The organism is Klebsiella sp. RHBSTW-00484, from assembly GCF_013705725.1.
Taxonomy (GTDB): Bacteria; Pseudomonadota; Gammaproteobacteria; order Enterobacterales; family Enterobacteriaceae; genus Klebsiella.
In genome coordinates, this window is sequence record NZ_CP055481.1 from 1527800 (window position 1) to 1550374 (window position 22575).

Consider the following 22575-nt stretch of genomic DNA (forward strand, 5'->3'; position numbering starts at 1 on the left):
ATATGACGTAGTGATGACCGAAAGATATTGAGTGAAATAAATCACCAGGAAATATGTTGATATATTCCTGGTGAAAGTAAGGTTAAAAGTCCCAATCGTCGTCGACGGTTTCTTCTGCTTTTCCCATCACATACGACGATCCTGAACCGGAGAAGAAGTCGTGGTTTTCATCGGCATTCGGCGAGAGGGCCGCGAGGATTGCTGGATTGACGGCGGCCATTTCTGCCGGGAACAGCGCTTCGTAGCCGAGGTTCATCAGCGCCTTATTGGCGTTGTAGCACAGGAAGGCGTTAACCTCCTCAATCCAGTCGCTGTCGGCGTACAGTTCGCGGGTATAGGCCAGCTCGTTATCGTAGAGATCCATTAGCAGGTCGAGGGCGAAATTTTTGAGCTCTTCGCGCTTTTCGGCACTGACAATCTCTAACCCTTTCTGGAATTTGTAGCCGATATAGTAACCATGTACCGCTTCATCGCGGATAATCAGACGAATAAGATCGGCGGTGTTGGTCATTTTTCCCCGGCTGGAGAAATACATCGGTAGCCAGAAGCCAGAATAGAAGAGGAAGGATTCAAGAAATACGCTGGCGATTTTCTTCTTCAGCGGTTCATTGTCCTGATAGAACTCCAGCATCAACTGCGCTTTGCGCTGCAATGGCGCGTTTTGTTCGCTCCACGCGTAAGCGGCATCCACGTCTTTGGTCTGGCAAAGGGTGGAAAAAATCGAACTGTAGGATCGCGCGTGTACCGCCTCCATAAAGCTAACGTTCGACAGCACTGCCTCTTCATGCGGGGTGAGGGCATCGGCCATCAGCGCCGGAGCGCCGACGGTGTTTTGAATGGTATCCAGCAGCGTGAGTCCGGTGAATACGCGAATGGTGAGCTGCTGCTCTACCGGGGTAAGCGTTTGCCAGGCCGGAATATCGTTGGATAGCGGCACCTTCTCGGGCAGCCAGAAGTTGCTGGTCAACCGGTTCCAGACCTCCAGGTCCTTGTCGTCCTCAATCTTGTTCCAGTTGATGGCGCTAATGCGCGATAAATGGGTCATCCTGTTCTCCTTACAGCGCGCAGGACACGCAGCCTTCGATTTCGGTACCTTCCAGCGCCAGCTGGCGCAGACGGATGTAATACAGCGTTTTGATGCCTTTCTTCCACGCGTATATTTGCGCTTTATTGATATCGCGGGTGGTGGCGGTATCGGGGAAGAACAGGGTCAGCGACAGCCCCTGATCGACATGGCGCGTCGCCTCGGCGTAGGTATCGATGATTTTCTGCGGCCCAATTTCATAGGCATCCTGATACAGCGCCAGATTGTCGTTGGTCATAAACGGAGCGGGGTAGTAAACGCGTCCGGTTTTCCCCTCTTTGCGGATCTCTATTTTCGACACGATTGGGTGGATGCTGGAGGTCGCGTGGTTAATGTATGAAATGGACCCCGTCGGCGGCACCGCCTGCAGGTTGCGATTGTAGATACCGTAGCGCATCACGTCATCGCGCAGCTGTCGCCACATATCGCGGTCGGGCAGGCTAATACCCGAACGGACGAACAGCTCGCGAACTTTCGCCGTTTTCGGCTGCCAGTCACCCTCAAGATATTGCTGGAAATAGTCGCCGCTGGCGTAACGCGACTGCTCGAACCCGGCAAAATGCTCACCCCGTTCGCGGGCCATCAGCATCGAGGTGCGCAGCGCGTGCCAGGTGATGGTATAGAAATAGAGGTTGGTAAAATCCAATCCCTCTTCGCTGCCGTAGGCAATGCCTTCCCGTGCCAGATAACCATGCAGATTCATCTGCCCCAGACCGATGGCGTGAGACGCGGCATTGCCCGCCGCTACCGACGGCACAGAGCGGATATCGCTCATGTCGGACACCGCCGTCAGACCGCGCACTGCAACCTCGACCGTGCGGGAGAAGTCAGGTGAGTCCATGGTATGGGCGATATTCAGCGAACCGAGGTTACAGGAGATATCCCGGCCGATGCTGGCGTAATCCAGATTTTCATCAAACGTAGAGGGGGTATTGACCTGCAATATCTCCGAGCACAGGTTGCTCATATTAATGCGCCCGGCAATCGGGTTCGCGCGATTGACCGTATCTTCAAACATGATGTACGGATAGCCTGACTCAAACTGAATCTCCGCCAGCCGCTGGAACAGCTCGCGGGCGCGGATCCAGCGCTTGCTTACCCGCTCATCGGCAACCAACTGCTCGTACATCTCGCTCACCGCGATATCGCCGAACGGTTTACCGTACAGACGCTCGACGTCGTAGGGCGAGAACAGCGCCATCTGCGCATCTTCTTTCGCGAGCTGGAAGGTGATATCTGGAATGACCACCCCAAGGGAGAGCGTTTTAATGCGGATTTTCTCATCGGCATTTTCGCGTTTGGTATCAAGAAAACGCAGGATATCCGGATGATGGGCATGCAGATAGACCGCTCCGGCCCCCTGACGCGCGCCAAGCTGGTTGGCGTAGGAGAAGGCATCTTCCAGCATTTTCATTACCGGCACCACGCCGGAGGACTGGTTCTCGATACGCTTGATCGGCGCCCCGGCTTCGCGCAGGTTAGAGAGCAGAAATGCTACGCCGCCGCCGCGTTTTGACAGCTGTAGCGCTGAGTTGACCGCGCGACCAATGGATTCCATGTTGTCTTCAATACGCAGCAGGAAGCAGGAGACCAGCTCGCCGCGCTGCTGCTTACCGGCGTTAAGAAACGTCGGCGTAGCGGGCTGAAAGCGCCCGGAAAGGATCTCATCGGTCAATTGATGCGCCAGCGCCTCGTTGCCCTGCGCCAGGCTCAGGGCCACCATGCAGGTACGGTCGGCAAAGTCTTCAAGGTAGCGCTTGCCATCGAAGGTTTTCAGCGTGTAGCTGGTATAGAACTTCCATGCGCCGAGAAACGTCTGAAAGCGAAAACCGTAGCTCTGCGCATGGGCGAACAGCTCAAGAATAAACTGCCTGTCGTATCGGGCCAGCACTTTTGCATCGTAATAGCCTTCGGCAACCAGCCACGTCAGCTTGTCATCCTGGCTGGCGAAAGGCACGGTATTCGGCTCAACGTGGCTGGCCATAAACGCCTCTACCGCCTGATGGTCCTTTTCAAACGGGATGCGACCGTTGCTGTCGTACAAATTCAGCATCGCGTTGAGGGCGTGGAAGTCAGGTGCCTCGGTGGTTACACGTTCTGCGGTTGTCGTTGCCAAAATTCGCTTACTCCTTTACGCACGTTGTCGACGTCTTGTGGGGTGCCCATCAGCTCAAAGCGGTAGAGATACGGTACGCCGCATTTTTGCTTGATAACGTCGCCAGCGCGGCCATAGGCGTCGCCGAAGTTACGGTTACCCGCGGCAATCACGCCACGAATCAACTGGCGATTATGCGGATCGTTAAGAAAACGGATCGCCTGTCGCGGAACCGCGCCCGCCGTGCCGCCGCCACCGTAGCTGGGGACGATGAGAATGTAGGGTTCGTCTACCTGGATGCGCTCCCGCTCGTTAAGCGGAATACGCACCGCGGGCAGCCCCAGACGCTGGACGAACCGATGCGTGTTTTCGGAACTGCTGGAAAAGTAGACGATCAGGCTCATACGCTGGCCGCTGAGGTTGCCGGGCGCAGGCGGTTAATCATGTCCGGGCGGAAGCCGGACCAGCGGGTTTCCCCGGCAATCACTACCGGCAGCTGACGGAAGCCCTGCTCGCGCAGCATATTGACGGCTTCAGGATGGTGGTCGATGTTGACCATGTCGAATTCAAACCCGCGGGTTTCCATGGCCCGTTTGGTAGCATGGCATTGCACGCAGTCGTTTTTAGTGTAAATAGTAATGCGCATGATTCGTATTTCCATTTAAGATAGCGGCACGGCGCAAAAAATGACGTCGTGCGTTATGGGTTATCACTGAGGGAAATACTAGATGTAGTTATTTAAAAGTTCAACAACTCAATATATATGGTTTTTGCAAAAAATAACCCCCACTAAAGGAATCAGCGGGGGGCAGATTTTTTTGTCGTGAAATTACAGGCGCATGCTCACTGCAAGGCGGTTAAAGGCGTTCATCAGGCTGATGGCGAAAGTCAAATCGCTAATCTGTCGGGCGCTAAAATGCTCCAGCAGCGGCAGATAAACATCATCTTCAGCATGGCTTTCGGCGATATGGGTGACCGATTCAGCCCACGCCAGCGCCACGCGTTCGGCATCGCTGAAATGAGCGCTGACTCGCCAGCCTGCCAGGGCGTCTAATTTGTTCTGCGCCACGCCGGACTTGCGCAGCGCTTTGCTATGCATCTCCAGACAGAAGGCGCAGCCGTTTATTTGCGACACCCGCAAATAAACCAGCTCTATCAACGTGTTGCCTAGTTCGCTTTTTTCCAGCGCAATCTTGGCTTGTACCAGAGCGTTATAGACTTCCGGGCTCAGTTCATTGTACGGCTGACGTAGTGTGGTCATTTTACTCTCCTCATTAAGACGTCAGCAAAATAGCACTATAATGGACTGTATAAGATAGCCATATTGTGATGAAAAAAGCAGACCATAATGGAAGAGAAAAAAGCGCCGCACTATCAGCGTATTGCCCGACAGCTCAAGTCGGCCATTGAGAGCGGCGAACTGACGCCAGGCAGCAGGCTGCCGGCGAGCCGGGTTTATGCGCAGGAGCTTGGCGTGTCGCGGGCGACAATCGAAAATGCCTGGGGAGAGCTGGTGGCGCAGGGCTGGCTGGAGCGGCGCGGGCAGGCGGGGACCTTTGTCAGCGAGCGTCTCAGCCCGCAGCAAAGCGCTCCTGTACAGCCTGGTGCGGGCGACGAACCGACGGCACCGCTGCCGTTTCAACTTGGGCTTCCGGCGCTCGATCTGTTTCCTCGCGGGCTGTGGGCACGGGTGATGGGCCGACGGCTGCGCATGCAAACGCGCTTTGATCTTGCTCCCGGCGATCCAAGCGGCGAGATGATCCTGCGCCGGGCCATCGTTGATTATTTACGTCTATCGCGCAGTATTGAGTGTCGGCCTGAGCAGGTGTTGGTAACCGGTAGCTATGCTGCATCAATGCGCCTTATCCTGCGCACCCTGGCCCGACCGGGCCAGAACATGTGGATGGAGGACCCAGGGTTTCCGCTGATCCGACCCATCGTGAGTGGGGAAGGGGTAAAGATAAATCCTGTCCCGGTTGACGATGAGGGGATGGATATCGCCTGGGCGCAGCAGCACTACCCGGATGCGCATTTTGCTCTGCTGACTCCAGCTCACCAAAGTCCGCTCGGCGTTGCGCTATCGTTGGCCAGGCGCAGGCAGCTATTGCAATGGGCGGCGCAGAACGACGCGTGGATTATCGAGGATGACTACGATAGTGAGTTTCGCTATCAGGGCAAGCCGCTGCCGCCGTTAAAAAGCCTCGATGCCCCGCAGCGGGTCATCTACGCCGGGGCGTTCAGTAAATCATTTTTTCCAGCACTGCGCGCCGCCTGGCTGGTGGTACCGGAACCGCTAGTGGCGCAGTTTCGTGAACAGGCCGCGCTGATGAGCTGTAGCGTGCCGACGCTATGGCAGCAGACGCTAGCCGATTTTATCCGCGAGGGCCATTTCTGGCGTCATCTGAAGAAAATGCGCGCCAGCTATGCGCAGCGCCGCCAGTGGCTGGAGTCGGCGCTGCGGGAGCAGGGATTTTCGGCGGTTCCCCAACTGGGTGGGATTCAGATGGTGGTTAACGTTGAGGGGGACGATCGTCAGTTGGCCCTGCGCGGCAGGCAAGCCGGTCTGGCGGTGCAGGCGCTGAGCGACTGGCGAATTGATAGCCAGGGGGAGAAGGGGCTGCTGATGAGTTTTACCAATCTGACGTCGGCAGAGAGGGCCGCTGAGGTGGTCCGTCAGCTCAAATTAGCCTTATTTTCTTAGGATAATAAAAACCCCTGCATACCAGGGTATGCAGGGGTAGACGCGTATTTGTTATCTTCATTGGTCTGGCGATTAGATTATCGGCGCAAATTCAGCAATACGCCAATAAATACTCCAACGGCGGCTGCGGCACCGACGCTTTGCCACGGTTTGTCTCTCACGTAGCTGTCAGCGCTTCCGGCAACATCGCGGGCGCAGCCCACAGCATCACGCGCGGCCTGCTGTACGCGATTATTACCATTAAGGCGGGCGCGAGTCTCTTTCAGTAGCGCCTGAGCTTTTTTACGCGCGGTCTCGGCTTCGTCCTTCGCATCGCTGCCCCACGATTTCAGCACCTCTTCCAGCGTATCCGCTAATTGGCTGACATCGTTATGAATATCTTCAGCGCTGTCTTCTACGTTGTTGCGGTTTGCTCGATTGGCCATGAGTTTCTCCCTTAGTTCCATTGAGTCTATACCCGTCATACTTCAGGAGGTAGCACGTTTGGCTTCAGCCCCTGAATTACCCGGTAGAGTCATTAAGTGTAGGACAACAATTTGAATTATGCTGTGAGTCGCCGTTTATGGAATTATCCGAAAGCGTTGTCTTTAATGAATAAGGTAAGGTTGACGTGCGGTGAAAGATAACGAGGAATCAGTATGTATTTAAGACCCGATGAGGTGGCGCGTGTTCTTGAAAAATCCGGCTTCACCATGGATGTTGTGACGCAAAAGGCGTATGGATATCGTCGTGGCGATGATTATGTTTATGTGAACCGTGAAGCTCGTATGGGGCGTACCGCGTTAATTATTCATCCTGCGTTAAAAGAACGTAGTACGACGCTGTCGGATCCTGCGTCGGATATTAAAACCTGCGATCATTATGAGCAGTTTCCGTTGTATTTAGCAGGCGATGTCCAGCAGCATTATGGTATTCCACACGGTTTTAGTTCGCGCATGGCGCTTGAGCGTTTCCTGAATGGCCTATTTGGCGAGACGCAATATAGTTGAAAAAAAGCGGCTGGCGTAACCAGTCGCTTTTTTGAATGACTCAGGCTTTAGCCTGCTGGTAAGGACTCACGCGGAACAGGCGGCGGCAGTAATCAAGGAAATAGCCGTACGCCGCACCCATCAGCATTGATACCACGATATTTGAACTGACCGCCGCGGCAATTTGCTGCCATTCAGCGCCAACAACCAACAGAATCGCCACGTATACCGGTGACTGAAATGTCACATAGGCAATCACGTCAGCAATATTCTTCATCCACCCAGATGGGCTGATGCGACGCGCCTGGCGCATGGCGAAATCACGGTAAAATCCGTAAGGTACCGCAATAATAATGTTTACCGGAATCGCTACCAGTCGTGACGATAATGACTGCTGGAAGGACATGCCGGAGAGAAAAATTTCGATCATCATGTTTACAACGGTGCAGTAAACCACCATCGCAAAGGTGTCTGCTACCGCGTGACGCAAGCGGGACTGCGCAGAGAACATCGGTATGCTCCTCGAAATTAAAGTCAATAAAGCCAAAATATTCGCAGTTAATCAGCGTTTTTGGGCTGTCTGTTTTGATGTGCGTAGATTATATCTCTGCATTAAAAGTGGCAACTAGCTATAAATTTTTATTTAAGGGCTTTTTGTCGATAAAATACTCTGCGTCAGGCCGTTTTTTGTCCGTTACGCTACTTTTGTTCTCTTTTTAGTTTTTTGTTTTATTTATCAATTAGATATTTTATTTCTACGTAATAGAGATGATACCGGCACCGTTTAGCGATGGCCGATTTTGCGACAGGATCGCGCCTTGCTGTGATTTGTGTCACTTTTGGAGTTTTTTATGCCTGGTTTGGCTTTAATGTAGCATGACGTGCTGTTTGGGTGGCTGGGTGACTATTCGTATTTCGTGCATGACTATTCTTCGCGAGCATCGGCAGCGTTTTGATTCTCTACTGGCGATATATCCTGGATTATCTAAACGCTGGAAATGTAATATTGAAAACGGTGGGGAAACCCACCGTGGTCTTTACGGATTTAATTAGCACACGCCAAAATCACCCTCTTCTTTATAAGCCGTAACGTCGACCGACTTCAGCGTATATTTCTCACCTTGCTCATTACTCGCCTGAACGGCAACAATTTGATCGTCATGGACTTCCACAACCTTCAATTTCGGCCCGCCTAAACGCGGTTGTACCAGATCGCCAACTGAAAACATGGTTCTTCTCCTTTGTACTGATAAAAATTATTGCTGCTAATAACCATAGCTTAGCAAAAGCGCGCTATACCCTAAATAATTCGAGTTGCAGGAAGGCGGCAAGAGAGCGAGTCCCCAGGAGCTTACATGAGTAAGTGACTGGGGTGAGTGAACGCAGCCAACGCACAAGCAACTTGAAGTATGACGGGTATAAACAACTGGCCGAAAGAGGTAGACGTTAATGACGGTTCCACGGCATCACCGCCAGCAGACGCGCCATACCGCAAAAACCAGTCACTCCGGCGAAGGTTAAACCGGCCCCAACGAATGCGCTGAGCAGAAAAAAGCCGCTGCCGAGGGAATAGCCCAACGCCACGCCGAGTAAAATCAGCACGCCCGCGGCGATTTGCACCTGACGCATCAGCGGCAGCGGCTGCGACTTGTCCTCTTGCACTGGCAGCCCCGCTGCTTTCCACGCCTGAATTCCTCCTGCCAACAGTTTTACCTGCGCTGGAGCGGCAGCTTGCGCCAGACGAGCGGCATTATTCTGGGTACGCGAGCCCGCCTGGCAGTGAAACACGATCGTCTCGTCAGCGCTTGCGTGCAGCGAAGCTCCGTTGTTTAGCGTACTCAGCGGCACCAGTTCAGCTTCAGGGATATGCTCGCGGGCGTACTCATCAGCATCGCGGATGTCGACCAGCCGTGCACCCTGGGCGATGAGCGTCTGAGCTTCTGTAGGGGAAAGAGTGGCGATTGTCATGAACGTTCCTTAAGGACAATAGATGGTTTTTAGCGTAGCGACGATTTGCTGAACCGCAGGCTGGGTGATGAAGTAGTGAATTCGCTGCGCCTGGCGTTCGCTGCCGATAAGCCCTTCGTCGCGCATACGGGTGAGATGTTGTGAGGTTGCCGAAGGGCTCAGGCCGGTGATCCGCGCAAGCTCACCAGCACTGGTGTGCGGGGTTTCGCAAAGCATGCACAGAATCAATAGCCTGCTGGGGTGACTCATGGCTTTCAACAGGGCGGCGGCTTCCCCAGCGCTGGTCTGAAGCTGTTCGGGTGTATTCATTTATTTTAGTCTTTTCTAAATTTAGATAATTCTAAAATAAAATGAAACCATGCGCCAGCACCATAATGAGGAAAGTCTCTAAAGGTTAATTGCCACGACGGGCGGCGCGACGATACAAGGTACTGCGCGCCACGCCTAACGCCTGTGCGGCTTTGCTGATGTTGCCGTTATAGCTTGCCAGGGTGTCGGCAATCAACTGGGCATCATGCTGTTGAAGCCCGCGCGGTACGTGGGCGACGGGCTGGGAACGATACTCATTGGGCAACGCGTCGATAGTCAGCGTCTCGCCATCTTCGGCCAGCGCCAGCAGTACCCTCATCAGGCTTTGCAACTGACGAACGTTTCCCGGCCACGGCAGCGCCGCCAGGTGTTCGCATAGTTCAGGTGTCAGGGTGACCCGTCGTTTTTCTCCGCCCAGATCCCGCCACAGCTGTTGTATAAATGCAGGTAGTTCAGTCCAGGCGCGCAGCGGCGGCAGCGTCAGGGCATATTCGCGCAGTCGATAGAGCAGGTCTTCGCGGAAGGTGCCTTCGTCGACGCGCTGGGCCAGGTTGCGGTGAGTGGCGCAAATTACCGCGAAGTTGACCGGTGAGCTCTGGCTGGCGCCAAGCGGTGTCACTTCTTTCTCCTGAAGGATCCGCAGCAGCCGGGTCTGTAGGGCTAATGGCATGTCGCCAATCTCATCGAGAAACAGCACCCCGCCGTCGGCCTCGCGAATCTTGCCGATATAACCGTTCTTGTTGGCACCCGTAAAAGCACCAGGCTGATAGCCAAACAGCTCGGACTCAATCAGCGATTCGGGAATAGCGGCGCAGTTGATGGCGACGAATTTACCGCCGTGCCAGCGGCTGTGCTGGTGAATCATACGGCTGACGTACTCTTTGCCGCAGCCGGTCTCCCCTTCAATACACAAACCAATTCCGGCGTTAAGCAGGCGGACCAGCTTTTCGCCTTCATGCTGAATGGGGAAGGGGTAGTTGATAGTTGGCCGCTCTGGCATTGCCACGCTGGTGTGATTTGGCGCGCGTAAGCGGTAGTAGTAGTTCTGACGTCCAGTGGTGAACGGCAGTGGTACGCTGACGGCGGTTTGCTGAAGTTGGGGGAAAATCTGCTGGAAGGTGATGTGCCCAAACTGCGCCGCGTTGAGGCAGAGTTCGCGCATCGCCAGCCGGTTACCGGCGGTTAGCACATTATCGGTAAAAATCAGCAGCAACTCCTCCACGCTGTCGAGTTTTTCGGCCCGGGAGTGCAGACTCATCAGCCACTGCTGCGGATGCAGGCTCTGTTTGACCCACAGATATTCTATCTGTTTCGCCGCGCCTTTTACCCAGGCCAGGGTTTGGGTATGCGGATAGCGGGCCGGTCCGGAGATGTCCAGCACGCCTGCAATTTGTCCGTCGGGGCTTTGCAGCGGCACGGCGGCGCAATAAAGCCCCTGATTGCTGGTCAGGAAATGCTGACGACCATCGATTTCGCAGCAGTCGTCAATCGCCAGCGCGGTGCCTATGGCGTTGGTGCCGCGCCCGCTTTCGCTCCACAGATTTCCCGGGGCTAAGGCAAAGCGCTGTGCCTTCTGCATGGCATCCAGGTTGCCGAAGGTTTGCAGGACCAGGCCACTGGCATCGGAGAGAATCACCACTGATTGCAGGTCGCTAACCTTACCTGATAGTCCATTGACCACCGGCTGCGTCAGCCTTTGTATGCGGTGATGGCTGGCAAGCCTGTCGGCCAGTTCGCTAGCGTGCAAGCGAGGAAAGTCATCCGTGGTGGGGTCGAGGCCATAGCGTTGGCTGCGACACCAGGAATCGCTCAGCAGCGGGCTCGCTTTGACCTCCGACGTCAGGGAAAACGGATTTCCTCGCACGTGACACCTCATGGCGGTTTAGTTGTGTTGCAATATTGTAGCTATGTGGTTTATTTGATGTTGCGATTTGCGACACATAAGAAAAAATCGGCGCAACAGAAAAATGGAGTGAGTATTTAATTTATTGAATATAAATAAGTTTTAAGAAACAGGAAAAGTGGCATAACCCCTGCAATAGCGTTCAGGTGCAGCGAGCGATCGTACAAAACTAATATGCCGCTGCGCCTCAACCCTACATGAAGGAGATTCGCGATGCGTTATGCACATCCTGGCACGCCGGGCGCTTTGGTTTCACTGAAGTCTGCTTACGGTAACTTTATTGACGGTAAATTTATTGAACCGATCGGCGGCGAATTCTTTATGAATACCTCCCCGGTCGATGGTAGCGATATTGGGCAGTTCCCGCGTTCTGATGCCAAAGATATCGACCTTGCCCTTGATGCGGCGCACCGGGCCGCTGATGCCTGGGGCAAAACCTCGGCTCAGCATCGCGCTAATTTGCTGTTGCAGGTCGCCGATCGTATCGAGGCTAACCTGGAATATCTGGCGGTGGCGGAGAGTTGGGATAACGGCAAACCAATCCGCGAGACCCTTAACGCCGACCTGCCGCTGGCGGTCGATCACTTCCGCTATTTTGCCGGCTGCCTGCGCGCGCAGGAGGGGAGTACGGCGGAGATCGACGAGACTACCGTGGCCTACCACTTCCATGAACCGCTAGGCGTGGTCGGGCAAATTATTCCGTGGAACTTTCCGCTGCTGATGGCCGCCTGGAAGCTGGCTCCGGCGCTCGCGGCCGGTAACTGCGTAGTGCTGAAACCCGCTGAGCAGACGCCGCTGGGTATTACTCTGCTGCTGGAGATCATTGGCGATCTGTTCCCGGCGGGGGTACTCAACGTGGTGCAGGGCTTTGGTAAAGAGGCGGGTGAAGCGCTGGCGACCAGCAAACGTATTGCTAAGATTGCGTTCACCGGTTCAACGCCGGTTGGCCGCCATATCATGGCCTGCGCCGCTGAGAACATCATACCTTGTACCGTCGAGCTCGGCGGTAAGTCGCCGAATATCTATTTTGCCGACGTGATGGAAGGCGAAGAGGAGTTTATCGAGAAGGCGGTTGAAGGCCTGGTGCTGGGCTTCTTTAACCAGGGCGAGGTCTGTACCTGTCCGTCTCGCGCGCTGATTCAGGAGTCTATCTATGAACCCTTTATGCAACGGGTAATGGCGAAAGTGGCGCAAATTCGCCGTGGCGATCCGTTTGATACTGACACCATGATTGGTGCTCAGGCGTCGCGTCAGCAGTTCGATAAGATCCTCTCTTATATCAAAATCGCCCGGGACGAAGGCGGCAAGATCCTGACCGGTGGCGAACGCGCCAGTATCTCTGCCGAGCTCGATAACGGTTTCTATATTCAGCCGACGCTGATTCAGGGCCGTAACGATATGCGAAGCTTCCAGGAAGAGATCTTTGGCCCGGTTATCGGCGTCACCACCTTTAAAGATGAAGCGGAGGCGCTGTCTATTGCCAACCAGACCCAGTTTGGTCTCGGCGCTGGCGTCTGGACGCGGGATACCAATCTGGCTTATCGCATGGGGCGCGGCATTAAAGCCGGTCGCGTGTGGACTAACTGCTACCATATCTACCCGGCGCATGCGGCCTTCGGCGGTTACAAACAGTCTGGCGTTGGGCGCGAAACGCATAAAATGGCCCTTAATGCTTACCAGCAGACGAAAAACCTGCTGGTGAGCTACGGTACCGCACCGTTGGGACTGTTCTGACCGAATAGCCGTTAGTCCTTAATTAAGGTAACCCGTAATTTTAATAAGAGATTACGGGTTTTTTATTCCCTGAAATAAATGGGGTTAATTATCTTTCATTTCACTGATGGGCTTCATTCGAAATAACCATCCCCTCCATATTAAAGATTATTATTGATTAGCGTGATTATTGTTATTTCGGTGATGAAAATAAGATGAAACTTCACTCTAAGATTTATCCTAATATTTGATGGGTTCTATTCCTGTTTAGCTAAATGATAACTATATGCTGAGGTTAAACCGCCTTCTGGTGTTAATTTATGTGTGTTATTGTTGCTTTTTTCTGTTGCTGTATCGGGATTTTTGGTTGCATTAATTAACAATTGTCGGGATGTGTTTAATATTTTTTTATTATGTAAAATAAAACATCATTTCATTAACATAACAAAATATTGCGAATTGTTTTGGGGCGGGATAATATTTATTTGTACTCTGAATGCATCTTTTAGTCGTTTCGCTCAATAATTCTTTGCGCATGAATAATGTCACGGAAATAAGCGGAGCAGGATGCTTGTACGCCCAATATCCTGCGGATGGAACGCGAATATCATTAACATGGAGGATCTGTAAGCAGATACGCTCAGGCCATACTGGCTCAATGCGTAATCGGCAAAAAATATAAGTTAGAGATGAGATAAATAATGAAAACGCAATTTCGTGTTATGGCAATGATTGTCGGTGCTCTGGTGTCTGGCTCAGCATTATCAAGTATTTCCCAACCGGCCAGTTCTGCTATGACCGTTAATCCCGGCAGCAGCGCGGGAACCCAGGGTACGGGCGGTCAGGTTGAATTTACCGGCTCTATTACCGACTCCTCCTGTAATGTTGATAGCACCAGCGCAAATCAAAGCGTTGATCTGGGGAAATGGGCAAGCAGCTATTTTACCGGCACAGGCTCAGAAACCACCAAAACCTCCTTCCATATCAAAGTGAAAGATTGTCCTTCAACAGTCACCACCGTTTCCGTGCTATTTGACGGCACCCGCGATACCAACAATAGCGCCCTGCTGGCGATTAATGGTAGCGCGAAAGGGGTGGCGATTAAGCTGTATGAAGATGACCAATCAACGGCGGTTGATCTGGGCACTGTTTCACGTGGTCATAGCGTTATCGCTGGTGCGACCGGCACCGCGACCGGTACCGCCGATCTGGAGTTCTTCGCTGACTACGTCTCTACCAGCGCGGTTTCCGCCGGTTCTGCCGACGGCACAGCTAACTTCAATATGGTTTACAACTAATAAAAAAGAGCAGGTCAGACGGCTGAAACAGCGGGGCTCTTATCGCCTGTTGATATTGAAGATTTCGTAGATACTGTGGATGTCTGCCTTCCCGGTGGCGCTGCGCTGACCGGGCTACGGGGTCAGTAGTCCGGACAGATGCGTAGCATCGCCTCCGGGAAAGCGCGCGCAACGCAGTTTCTGCTTTTTGCCCCTGTCGGGCTGGCGCTAGCCGCCGCCCGGTAGAAATGCGAACACAATATTTAATAGCGGTTTGTTACCCATTTCAGCAGATATACCCTAAATAACTCGAGTCGCAGGAAGGCGGCAAGTGAGCGAATCTCCGGGAGCTTACTCAGGTAAGTGACCGGGGTGAACGACAAATCTGCCGGGAGCAGATTTGAACGTCGCTTGCGACGGCCCGTAAGGGCGAGGCCCATGGATGGGCCGAGTAATCCGCGGCCAACGCACATGCAACTTGAAGTATGACGGGTATATTCATCCCTGCTCTTTATTATTCCCTGATGGTAGTGATTATGAAAAGAACGATTACCGCGATAGCCTTTTTACTGCTATCCACTGCGGCACAGGCCGGTATTGTCATGGGCGGGACCCGTGTTGTTTATCAGGAAGGGAAGCGCGAAGCTGCAATTTCAGTGACCAATGCTGATACCCATTCGCCTTATCTGGTGCAGTCGTGGGTAGAAAACTATGCGCCGGAAAATAAAAGTCGGGTGCCCTTTATTGTCACGCCGCCGCTATTTCGTCTCGACCCTGAACAACAGAACGTATTGCGTATTAATTACATTGGCGGAAATATGCCAGCGGATCGGGAATCCGTTTTTTGGCTGAACGTGAAAAGTATTGCACCAACGCAAAAAGATGAAAACAATAAATTACAAGTCAATATTAAATCGAAATTTAAGATTTTCTATCGCCCAGAGGGTCTCGCCGGTGAACCTGCCGATGCGTGGCGTAAGCTGACATTTAAAATTGAGGGTAACCGCCTGATTGCGCAAAACTCAACGCCTTATTTTGTCTCCTTTTTTGTTATTTCGGTTGGTGGTAAAGAGATTAGTGAACCCGGAATGATTGGACCATTAACCCATAAAGAGTGGCCGGTGAACGGTTCCGGAGTGGTCAAATGGCGCGCCATTAATGATTTTGGCGGTATTACGGATTACGCACAGCAGTAATTTTTTGCTTCGCCTGGGCAGAACATTGTGAAAAATAACACTCCTGGTATCACACCCGGTTATTCAGCGATCGTCGCGCCAACCGGGGGATTTTTATTATTAGCGACGGTGCCGACGGCGCTATTTCTTCTTTGCCAAAGTAGTCCGGTAAGGGCAGACGACTACTTTGACCCGGCGGCGCTGGAGTTCGCCAATCCGCAGCAAAAGACCGCTGATTTACACTATTTTGCTAAATCAGGCGGCCAACAACCGGGGACGTATCCGGTCAGCATTTGGGTGAATAACCAGGAGATAGCCCAAAGTGAAGTGACTTTTGTCGACAGCAACGGCGCGCTGCAACCGCAATTAACTCCGGCACAGCTGGCGGAATATGGCGTTAACGTTAGCGTTTTCCCGGCCTTTAATACGCTGCATGACGGTGAAAGGTTTACCCGCATTGAGCACTACATCCCTGATGCCAGCAGCCGTTTTGATTTCGCTACCCAGCGCCTGAACCTGAGCATTCCGCAGGCCGCGATGAACGTCCAGAGCCGCGGCTATGTCGATCCGGCGCGCTGGGATGACGGCATCCCGGCAGCGTTCGTCAACTACAGCCTGACCGGGTCGCAGAGCCAGCAGGCTCAGGATAATCAGCGTTCGAGCTATCTGAATTTGCGCAGCGGAATTAACCTCGGGGCCTGGCGTCTGCGTAACGTCTCGTCGATGCAATATGACCAGCAGACCCGGCGCTGGAATTCACAAAGCACCTGGCTGCAGCGCGATGTGAAATCACTGAAAAGCCTGCTGCGTATGGGGGACACCTTTACCTCCGGTGAAGTCTTTGACAGCGTGCAGTTTCGCGGTGTGCAGCTGATGTCCGATGATGAAATGCTGCCGGACAGCCAGCGCGGTTTTGCGCCGACGATCCGAGGTATGGCGCACAGCAACGCCAAAGTGACCATCTCCCAGCATGGTTACGTTATCTATGAAACCTTTGTCTCGCCGGGGGCGTTTGCGATTAACGACCTGTACCCGACGGCGCAAAGCGGCGACCTCGAAGTGCAGGTCAAAGAGAGCGATGGCTCGGTTCGCACCTTTACGCAGCCCTTTTCAGCGGTGCCTTTTATGTTGCGCGAAGGACGAGTTAAATTCAGCCTGAGCGCCGGACGCTATCATTCAGGGCAAAGCGAGACCCAGTCGCCGACGTTTTTGCAGGGTACGCTGTTTTACGGCCTGCCTTCGGAGTTCACCCTCTACGGCGGTAGCCAGCTGGCGCAGGATTATCAGTCATGGGCGCTCGGCGTCGGGCGCGGTTTTGGCGAACTGGGTTCGCTTGGGGGAGACGCGACCTGGGCCAGCACTACGACGCCTTCTGGAAAACGCTCGGCGGGCCACTCCGTTCGCGTACAGTATCAGAAGGATTTCGCCGGAACCGGTACTTCATTTAGTCTTGCCAGCTACCGCTACTCTTCCAGCGGCTACTATGACTTTAGCGAAGCGAATACCCTTGAAAGCCGCAACGGGCTGCTGGATAACAAGCGTAGCCGCGAAGAGGTGTCCATTTCTCAGGCGTTCGGCGGCATGAGCAGCCTGGCGATTTCCGCTTATTCACAACAGTACTGGCACCGCCAAAGCCGCGATGAAACGCTTCATCTCGGTTTTTACAGCGCCTGGCGGGGCGTCTCGTGGGGCGTCGGCTATTACTACACTCAGTCCTCGGATCGCGATAAAGCAGATCGCTCGTGGTCGTTTAACCTGAGCATTCCGCTTGGCGGCCCGTTCTCCGGGAGCGCGGTGAGCTACAGCACCACTTCCGACAATAACGGACGAACTTCGCAGCAGGCCTCGTTATATGGTTCGGTTCCGCACAATCCGAATCTCTATTATTCCCTACAGCAGGGCTATGTTAACGGCGGTCAGGGCAGCAACAGCAGCGCATCGCTGGATTACCACGGCGGTTACGGCAGTGCGCAGCTCGGCTATCGCCATGACAGCGCAAGCAGCCAGCTTACCTGGGGCGCATCGGGTTCTATCGTCGCCCATCAGCACGGCGTGACGCTGGGGCAGACCGTTGGTGATAGCTTTGCCATCGTGCGCGCGCCGGGGGCTGCCGATGTGGCGATTCAGAACGGCAGCAACGTGCATACCGACTGGCGGGGCTATGCGGTGGTGCCCTCGCTGACGGCATATCGCAAAAACACCATTACCCTCGATACCGAATCGCTGGCCGACGATGCCGATGTCGATCTTGAAGGGCAGACGGTGATCCCCGGTGGCGGGGCGGTGGTGCAGGCTAATTATCAGACGCATATCGGCAGCCGCGTGCTGTTTACGCTCAGCGATAGCCACGGCCCGCTGCCGTTTGGTGCCAGCGTTCACTTGCGCAAGACTGAAGATGACGAAGGGGCGGCTCCGGGCGGCATGGTTGCGGACATGGGGCAAGTTTATCTGAGCGGCGTTCCGCAAGAGGGAACCCTGGACGTGGAGTGGAACGCCGACAACATTTCGCGGAAATGCGCGCTGCATTTCCATCTTACCGATAACGCACAGCATGAACAGAGTCCGCTAAAAACCGTCTCTGGCGTCTGTCTGTAACGAGGTTATTTTGCGCATAGTATCGTTTTTATTGCTGCTGATGGCGGGGATTTATAGCCACAGCGGATGGGCGGAAACCTGCAAAGGGGATATCGGTCAGATGACCATTAACGTCCAGAATATCAAGTATCTACCCACTCTGCCGCTCAACACGCAGATGAGCAGTATGATGGCGGATAACGGCGGCGGCATTCATTTTTCCTGTGATCTTCAGGTGCCGAAAGCCGTGGCTAAGCGTCTGGTTTATCGGCAGCTAAAAACGGCCTCATCACCGCTGTCGATTAACGGTCAGCACGTGTTTCCCTCGGCGCTGGACGGTATGGGATATTCGTTGGGCTTTCAGTGCAACGGTGGGGCGATTCGTTTTATCGATGGTAGCCATACCGCTGGAAGGGCGGAGTCAGTGACGGTTTGCGACAGCAATGAGATTGCTAACCTGCTGACACAGCAGCAGACGGTGGTGAAAGTATTTGTGACGTTTTACAAGACCGGGCAGGTCGCGCTGGTTAGCGGTAACCACGCTAACGTTCCGGCACAGCCGCAGATCGGCGAACTGTCCATTCTGGAGCAGGCCGACAGCAGCGCTGGGTTTGTCGCCAGCTCGCCGGTCACGCTCGATATGGCCGCGCTGAACGTGGATATTGGCAGCAGCGGCAGCTGTCAGGTCTCGACCTCGAATATTCACGTTAGCCTCGGCACGGTGAATAAGGCGGAGTTCAAAGGTAAAAGCACTACCGGCGGTAGCGCAAAGAGCTTCTCCATCCCGGTTTTTTGCTCGACGCCAACCGATATTCGCATTGGCTTTTTTGGCGTGACAGCGCAGGCCGGAGTGACGGATACCCTGGCGCTCACTAAACAGAACGCCTCCGCCAGCGGCGTGGGCATCAAGCTCACCTACGGCAATAATAGCGCCCCGGCACCCGCTGCCGGGACCAGCGTAAAAATTAACGAAGCCAGCAACTTACCGGTGCTCAAACGAATCACCGCCAGCAGCGCGGGCGCTGCGGAAAATATCAACTTCAGCGCCCAGTATGTGCAGACCGATGACGCGGTAGCCGCCGGAACGGCAAACAGTATGGTGACTTTCGCACTGGAATATAACTAACGGTTCCTGCAATAAAAGAGCCGCCGCTTTCGCGCTGTAGCTCACAAAAAAGAGATGTCATTACGATTTTTTGCACGGTGAGCAGATCGGTACGCTATCAATGATCGAGAGATTAAGCGGCTGACCTGGAATACTTTTGTGCGGGAAAATCGAAAATGAAAATCGCCTTTGGTGAGCTAAAACCTTTATTGCAGGCGCATCGCGTTTTTGTCGGCGGGCAGAAGCTTACCTGCGCCCATGCCTTTTACCGTGACGACCTGCTAATTGATATACCGGAAAATCTAGTCACCGAACCTTATACCACCTATTGGGGGCGCTGCGGTGAACGGCTGGCCTCCATGGGCGCTTTTAGCTATACGCGAACCCTGCTTCCGGCGCTGATTCAGGTAGGGCGTTATACCTCGATTGCCGATCGCTTGCAGGTGCTTGGCGACCGACACCCTCTGGAGTGGGCCAGCGCCAGCCCGGTGTTTTATGCCCATCTCTCCGGCGTCATGTCGACTCTTGCAGTCGACAGCGGTAAACCCAATCAATTTTATCCCTTTGAGAAAACGCCCCGGCCAATAACCATCGGTAACGATGTGTGGATTGGTCAGAATGTTACCCTGGCGCAGGGCATTACTATTGGCGATGGGGCCGTTATTGCCGCCAACGCGCTGGTGGTCAAAGACGTCGCGCCGTACACCATCGTTGGCGGCAATCCGGCAAAACCGATCCGTATGCGCTTTAACGACGCGATTATTGAACAACTGCTGGCGCTACGATGGTGGCGTTTCTCCGCCCAGGATATTGCTGCGCTTCCGGTGAATCAGGTTGAGCGCTTTTGTGAATTGTTCACCGAGCGCGTTGCTGAAGGGACGATGCTGACTTTCTCGCCGCCGGTATTGACGGCATCCATGATTAAAGCTGTTATGACTGATGAGCAAAATCCGCAGCGTAGCGCGGTTTAACCAGAAGCGGTTCACATTTGGACAAGGATAAAAAGATGAAGTTGAAGTCAGGTATTGCTTTCGTCATTGCTGCCGTCGCCTTTGGCGCTCAGGCGCGCGATATGAACAGCATTCAACAAAGCGGCGAGCTGAAAGTAGGTGTGCCGGGAGACTACGCGCCGCTGGCGTTTCACAATAAAGCCGGGGAGCTGCTGGGCTACGACGTTGATATGGCGAAAGATCTTGGCAAGCGGCTGGGCCTGAAGGTGAGCTTCGTGCAGACCAGCTGGCCGACGCTCTCCGCTGACCTGAAGGCCGATAAGTTTGATATCGCTATGGGTGGGGTGACACAAACCCCGGCGCGGGCAAAAGATTTTGCCCTAAGCCAGCCGGTGGTACCGAATGGTAAAATTGCGCTGGCTAACTGTGCGGCGGCCCCCGCGCTTGGCAGTCTGGAGAAAATTGACCAGCCGAATGTGAAGGTGGTTGTGAATCCGGGCGGCACCAACCAGAGCTTTGTCGATGAACATATCAAGCATGCGCAGATTATTCGGGTGAAGAACAATATCGATAACCTCGAAGCGCTGCGGCAGAAAACGGCGGATATGATGGTGACCGACCTGATCGAAGGGGTCTATTACCAAAGCAATGAGCCGGGCGTTTTTTGCGTAGCCAACGAGACGCCGTTCGCCGGAACCGCCAGTTTCAAAGTCTATATGATGAACAAAGACAACCCGCAGCTGCTGGAGAAGGTTAACCAGTGGCTGGAGAGTCAGGACAAAAATGTGCTTAAACAGAAATGGCGGATTCATGATCAGGTGAAACCCTAATTCACTAAAGGTTTTCTATGTGGTGCCAGAGGCAGAAAATCTGCTGGTCTGATTTTCTGCCCGTACGTCGGCGAGCAGCCATTCATAAAATACTTTCACTTCCGGGCGCATCACCGCGTGCTGCGGCGTGACAATATAATAAGACCACGTTAGCGGCCAGCGGTTATCAGGATGTAGTTGAACCAGTTGGCCGGTGGCGAGCAGTTGCTTAACCAGCGCATGGCGCACAATAGCGACGCCGCGCCCGCTAAGGGCGGCGAGAATGACTGCCGAGGTTGAATTAATATGTAGACCGCTATCGCGAGGGGCCGGGGCCTGAGTTGCCGTCAGCACATCCTCCCACGACGGGAAGCTGGCGCCGGGATGCGGAGTATCATCATGAATCAGCTTTTGCTCTGCCAGCCAGTCACCGCAGGCGATTTTTCCCGGCGGAACAATCAGCGGGCTGCACACTAATACCGCCTCTTCATCCATCAGCCAGCTCTTATCGACGCCGGACCAGTCGCCGCGTCCGCAGCGAACCCCCAAATCCGCTTCGCCGTGGGAAACATCCATCAGCTTTTCCGTGACGTTGAGGCGCAGGTCGATATTTTCATAAGCCTCAGAGAAGCGGTTTAAGCGCTCCATCAGCCAGTTCATCATCAACACCTGCGAGGCGGTGATCACCACCACGGAGCGTGCCCGGCGACCGCGAAGCTTGTTTAACCCGCACTCCAGTTTATCCAGCCCCTGGGTAATATCCTGCAGCGCTTCCTGCGCTTCGCTCACCAGGGTCAGACGTTCCTTGCCTGCCCGGGTGCGGTGCAGCAGCGGGTGACCGACCCAATCTTCCAACGCCCTGACTAACTGCCCGACGGCGGCGGGCGTCACGCCCAGTTCCCGCGCCGCGCCGGTAAAGCTGCCGTGGCGGGCGGCGGCTTCAAAAGCATGCAGCCATTTCAGTCGGTTAAGCGAGCGCATGGTGGATATTCCTCGGTCATTTTGCGCTTCAGTATATCTCATCAAGATAGATTTTCTTTGTTGCGGCGCTATTTCTTCTCATTCGTCAGCGTGACTCAAGACAGGCATCCTTAGACCACGCAAATCAAGAGAGAAGAGGTTAATGATGAATACAGAATTTACTGGGAAAAAGCTGTTAGTGGTCGGTGGGACCAGCGGCATGGGGCTGGCGACGGCCAAACGGGTGATTGAGAACAGCGGCAGCGTGGTGCTGGTGGGCAATCGCCAGGAGAAGGCGGAGCAGGCGCGTCAGGCGCTGGCGGCTTACGGCAAGGTGGATATTATCGTTGCCGATCTGATGACCGAAGCGGGTATGCAGCAGGTAATGATGACTATCAACGCCGAGCATCGGGATATCAGCCTGCTGGTTAACGCCGCAGGCGTCTTCTTCCCGAAACCGTTTATTGAACATGAAATGGCCGATTATGATCTGTATATGAATCTCAATCGGGCGACCTTTTTTATCACCCGCGAAGTGGTGCTCAACATGCTGGCCGCCGGTATCAAAGGCGCGATTGTGAATATTGGCTCAATGTGGGCGCAGCAGGCTATCGGCGCGACGCCGTCATCGGCCTACTCAATGGCGAAGGCCGGACTGCATGCGCTAACCAAAAATCTGGCGATTGAGCTGGGTAGCAGCGGTATTCGCGTCAATGCGGTATCCCCGGCGGTGGTACATACGCCGATTTATGAAGGCTTTATTGCGAAAGAGGAGGTGAAGACGGTGATGAATAGCTTTGACAGCTTTCACCCGATTGGCCGCGTTGGCACGCCTGAGGATATCGCGCAAACCGTGGCGTTCCTGCTCAGCGATAGTACCGGTTGGGTGACCGGTGCGGTATGGGATATTGACGGCGGCGTGATGGCTGGTCGAAATGCCTGATTTCGTTCATTATGTCACCAGAGCTATTGGCATAAATAAAA

At 54.1% G+C, this 22575-nt stretch carries 22 protein-coding genes; 10 read left to right on the forward strand and 12 right to left on the reverse strand.

Annotated features, from left to right (window positions below; all coding sequences use genetic code 11):
- Window positions 1-82 precede the first annotated feature (82 nt).
- The 5 genes from nrdF to HV213_RS07405 all read right to left on the reverse strand — a co-directional run bounded on the left by nrdF (window position 83) and on the right by HV213_RS07405 (window position 4440).
- Window positions 83-1045 carry a class 1b ribonucleoside-diphosphate reductase subunit beta gene (gene nrdF, locus HV213_RS07385; RefSeq protein WP_181485215.1) on the reverse strand — a complete coding sequence of 321 codons (963 nt, stop codon included), beginning with the start codon at window positions 1043-1045 and terminating at the stop codon, window positions 83-85.
- 10 nt (window positions 1046-1055) lie between these two features.
- Window positions 1056-3200 (reverse strand): class 1b ribonucleoside-diphosphate reductase subunit alpha, encoded by a 2145-nt coding sequence (gene nrdE, locus HV213_RS07390; protein ID WP_181485217.1) that lies wholly within the window; start codon window positions 3198-3200, stop codon window positions 1056-1058.
- A complete protein-coding gene (gene nrdI / locus HV213_RS07395) occupies window positions 3173-3583 on the reverse strand; it encodes a class Ib ribonucleoside-diphosphate reductase assembly flavoprotein NrdI (RefSeq protein WP_112216439.1) in 411 nt (136 codons plus the stop codon). The genes nrdE and nrdI overlap by 28 nt, the downstream gene beginning before the upstream one ends.
- Entirely contained in the window at window positions 3580-3825 is a 246-nt protein-coding gene (nrdH, locus tag HV213_RS07400) for a glutaredoxin-like protein NrdH (protein ID WP_181485218.1), read from the reverse strand. The genes nrdI and nrdH overlap by 4 nt, the downstream gene beginning before the upstream one ends.
- 183 nt (window positions 3826-4008) lie before the next feature.
- Entirely contained in the window at window positions 4009-4440 is a 432-nt protein-coding gene (locus tag HV213_RS07405; protein ID WP_181485219.1) for a carboxymuconolactone decarboxylase family protein, read from the reverse strand.
- Between the two features lie 87 nt (window positions 4441-4527).
- On the opposite strand from HV213_RS07405, the gene pdxR reads away from it, so the two are divergent.
- On the forward strand, window positions 4528-5880 hold the full coding sequence (gene pdxR / locus HV213_RS07410) for a MocR-like pyridoxine biosynthesis transcription factor PdxR (protein WP_181485220.1): 1353 nt from the start codon (window positions 4528-4530) through the stop codon (window positions 5878-5880).
- Between the two features lie 77 nt (window positions 5881-5957).
- On the opposite strand, the gene HV213_RS07415 is transcribed toward pdxR, so the two are convergent.
- Entirely contained in the window at window positions 5958-6305 is a 348-nt protein-coding gene (locus tag HV213_RS07415; RefSeq protein WP_110277045.1) for a DUF883 family protein, read from the reverse strand.
- Window positions 6306-6518: 213 nt separating this feature from the next.
- Here HV213_RS07415 and HV213_RS07420 point away from each other — a divergent pair, with 213 nt between their 5' ends.
- Window positions 6519-6869, forward strand: coding sequence for a DUF2002 family protein (locus tag HV213_RS07420; RefSeq protein ID WP_181485221.1), 351 nt, complete (start codon window positions 6519-6521; stop codon window positions 6867-6869).
- A gap of 40 nt (window positions 6870-6909) precedes the next feature.
- On the opposite strand, the gene alaE is transcribed toward HV213_RS07420, so the two are convergent.
- The 5 genes from alaE to HV213_RS07445 all read right to left on the reverse strand — a co-directional run bounded on the left by alaE (window position 6910) and on the right by HV213_RS07445 (window position 10989).
- On the reverse strand, window positions 6910-7359 hold the full coding sequence (alaE, locus tag HV213_RS07425) for an L-alanine exporter AlaE (RefSeq protein ID WP_110277047.1): 450 nt from the start codon (window positions 7357-7359) through the stop codon (window positions 6910-6912).
- A gap of 538 nt (window positions 7360-7897) precedes the next feature.
- A complete protein-coding gene (locus HV213_RS07430) occupies window positions 7898-8077 on the reverse strand; it encodes a hypothetical protein (RefSeq protein WP_181485222.1) in 180 nt (59 codons plus the stop codon).
- A 217-nt stretch (window positions 8078-8294) separates the two neighbouring features.
- On the reverse strand, window positions 8295-8816 hold the full coding sequence (locus tag HV213_RS07435; protein ID WP_181485223.1) for a rhodanese family protein: 522 nt from the start codon (window positions 8814-8816) through the stop codon (window positions 8295-8297).
- Between the two features lie 9 nt (window positions 8817-8825).
- The gene (locus tag HV213_RS07440; protein ID WP_181485224.1) at window positions 8826-9125 is read right to left on the reverse strand and encodes an ArsR/SmtB family transcription factor; all 300 of its coding nucleotides are present in this window, start codon (window positions 9123-9125) and stop codon (window positions 8826-8828) included.
- A gap of 85 nt (window positions 9126-9210) precedes the next feature.
- Window positions 9211-10989: a sigma-54-dependent Fis family transcriptional regulator gene (locus HV213_RS07445; protein WP_181485225.1), complete on the reverse strand. Its 1779-nt coding sequence runs from the start codon at window positions 10987-10989 to the stop codon at window positions 9211-9213.
- Window positions 10990-11241: 252 nt separating this feature from the next.
- On the opposite strand from HV213_RS07445, the gene exaC reads away from it, so the two are divergent.
- The 7 genes from exaC to HV213_RS07480 all read left to right on the forward strand — a co-directional run bounded on the left by exaC (window position 11242) and on the right by HV213_RS07480 (window position 20652).
- A complete protein-coding gene (gene exaC / locus HV213_RS07450) occupies window positions 11242-12762 on the forward strand; it encodes an acetaldehyde dehydrogenase ExaC (RefSeq protein WP_181485226.1) in 1521 nt (506 codons plus the stop codon).
- Between the two features lie 680 nt (window positions 12763-13442).
- Window positions 13443-14039 (forward strand): fimbrial protein, encoded by a 597-nt coding sequence (locus HV213_RS07455; protein WP_181485227.1) that lies wholly within the window; start codon window positions 13443-13445, stop codon window positions 14037-14039.
- Window positions 14040-14554: 515 nt separating this feature from the next.
- On the forward strand, window positions 14555-15214 hold the full coding sequence (locus HV213_RS07460; RefSeq protein ID WP_181485228.1) for a fimbrial biogenesis chaperone: 660 nt from the start codon (window positions 14555-14557) through the stop codon (window positions 15212-15214).
- A gap of 27 nt (window positions 15215-15241) precedes the next feature.
- Window positions 15242-17788 carry a fimbria/pilus outer membrane usher protein gene (locus tag HV213_RS07465; protein ID WP_181485229.1) on the forward strand — a complete coding sequence of 849 codons (2547 nt, stop codon included), beginning with the start codon at window positions 15242-15244 and terminating at the stop codon, window positions 17786-17788.
- A gap of 40 nt (window positions 17789-17828) precedes the next feature.
- Window positions 17829-18893, forward strand: coding sequence for a fimbrial protein (locus tag HV213_RS07470; RefSeq protein WP_181486353.1), 1065 nt, complete (start codon window positions 17829-17831; stop codon window positions 18891-18893).
- A gap of 155 nt (window positions 18894-19048) precedes the next feature.
- Window positions 19049-19843 (forward strand): CatB-related O-acetyltransferase, encoded by a 795-nt coding sequence (locus HV213_RS07475; protein ID WP_181485230.1) that lies wholly within the window; start codon window positions 19049-19051, stop codon window positions 19841-19843.
- Window positions 19844-19878: 35 nt separating this feature from the next.
- Entirely contained in the window at window positions 19879-20652 is a 774-nt protein-coding gene (locus HV213_RS07480; RefSeq protein WP_181485231.1) for a transporter substrate-binding domain-containing protein, read from the forward strand.
- A gap of 15 nt (window positions 20653-20667) precedes the next feature.
- Here the strand turns inward: HV213_RS07480 and HV213_RS07485 are convergent, their stop codons facing one another.
- The gene (locus HV213_RS07485) at window positions 20668-21612 is read right to left on the reverse strand and encodes a LysR substrate-binding domain-containing protein (RefSeq protein ID WP_181485232.1); all 945 of its coding nucleotides are present in this window, start codon (window positions 21610-21612) and stop codon (window positions 20668-20670) included.
- Window positions 21613-21757: 145 nt separating this feature from the next.
- Here HV213_RS07485 and HV213_RS07490 point away from each other — a divergent pair, with 145 nt between their 5' ends.
- A complete protein-coding gene (locus tag HV213_RS07490; protein WP_181486354.1) occupies window positions 21758-22534 on the forward strand; it encodes an SDR family NAD(P)-dependent oxidoreductase in 777 nt (258 codons plus the stop codon).
- Window positions 22535-22575 lie beyond the last annotated feature (41 nt).

Bases quoted from the DNA above. Each gene is read 5' to 3' on its own strand.
- HV213_RS07415 (WP_110277045.1), bottom strand. From the start codon at position 6,305: ATGGCCAATCGAGCAAACCGCAACAACGTAGAAGACAGCGCTGAAGAT.
- HV213_RS07420 (WP_181485221.1), top strand. From the start codon at position 6,519: ATGTATTTAAGACCCGATGAGGTGGCGCGTGTTCTTGAAAAATCCGGC.
- nrdH (WP_181485218.1), bottom strand. From the start codon at position 3,825: ATGCGCATTACTATTTACACTAAAAACGACTGCGTGCAATGCCATGCT.
- HV213_RS07485 (WP_181485232.1), bottom strand. From the start codon at position 21,612: ATGCGCTCGCTTAACCGACTGAAATGGCTGCATGCTTTTGAAGCCGCC.
- HV213_RS07455 (WP_181485227.1), top strand. From the start codon at position 13,443: ATGAAAACGCAATTTCGTGTTATGGCAATGATTGTCGGTGCTCTGGTG.
- HV213_RS07470 (WP_181486353.1), top strand. From the start codon at position 17,829: ATGGCGGGGATTTATAGCCACAGCGGATGGGCGGAAACCTGCAAAGGG.
- HV213_RS07430 (WP_181485222.1), bottom strand. From the start codon at position 8,077: ATGTTTTCAGTTGGCGATCTGGTACAACCGCGTTTAGGCGGGCCGAAA.
- nrdF (WP_181485215.1), bottom strand. From the start codon at position 1,045: ATGACCCATTTATCGCGCATTAGCGCCATCAACTGGAACAAGATTGAG.
- alaE (WP_110277047.1), bottom strand. From the start codon at position 7,359: ATGTTCTCTGCGCAGTCCCGCTTGCGTCACGCGGTAGCAGACACCTTT.
- exaC (WP_181485226.1), top strand. From the start codon at position 11,242: ATGCGTTATGCACATCCTGGCACGCCGGGCGCTTTGGTTTCACTGAAG.
- HV213_RS07440 (WP_181485224.1), bottom strand. From the start codon at position 9,125: ATGAATACACCCGAACAGCTTCAGACCAGCGCTGGGGAAGCCGCCGCC.
- HV213_RS07435 (WP_181485223.1), bottom strand. From the start codon at position 8,816: ATGACAATCGCCACTCTTTCCCCTACAGAAGCTCAGACGCTCATCGCC.
- HV213_RS07490 (WP_181486354.1), top strand. From the start codon at position 21,758: ATGAATACAGAATTTACTGGGAAAAAGCTGTTAGTGGTCGGTGGGACC.
- HV213_RS07480 (WP_181485231.1), top strand. From the start codon at position 19,879: ATGAAGTTGAAGTCAGGTATTGCTTTCGTCATTGCTGCCGTCGCCTTT.
- HV213_RS07460 (WP_181485228.1), top strand. From the start codon at position 14,555: ATGAAAAGAACGATTACCGCGATAGCCTTTTTACTGCTATCCACTGCG.
- nrdI (WP_112216439.1), bottom strand. From the start codon at position 3,583: ATGAGCCTGATCGTCTACTTTTCCAGCAGTTCCGAAAACACGCATCGG.
- HV213_RS07475 (WP_181485230.1), top strand. From the start codon at position 19,049: ATGAAAATCGCCTTTGGTGAGCTAAAACCTTTATTGCAGGCGCATCGC.
- pdxR (WP_181485220.1), top strand. From the start codon at position 4,528: ATGGAAGAGAAAAAAGCGCCGCACTATCAGCGTATTGCCCGACAGCTC.
- HV213_RS07405 (WP_181485219.1), bottom strand. From the start codon at position 4,440: ATGACCACACTACGTCAGCCGTACAATGAACTGAGCCCGGAAGTCTAT.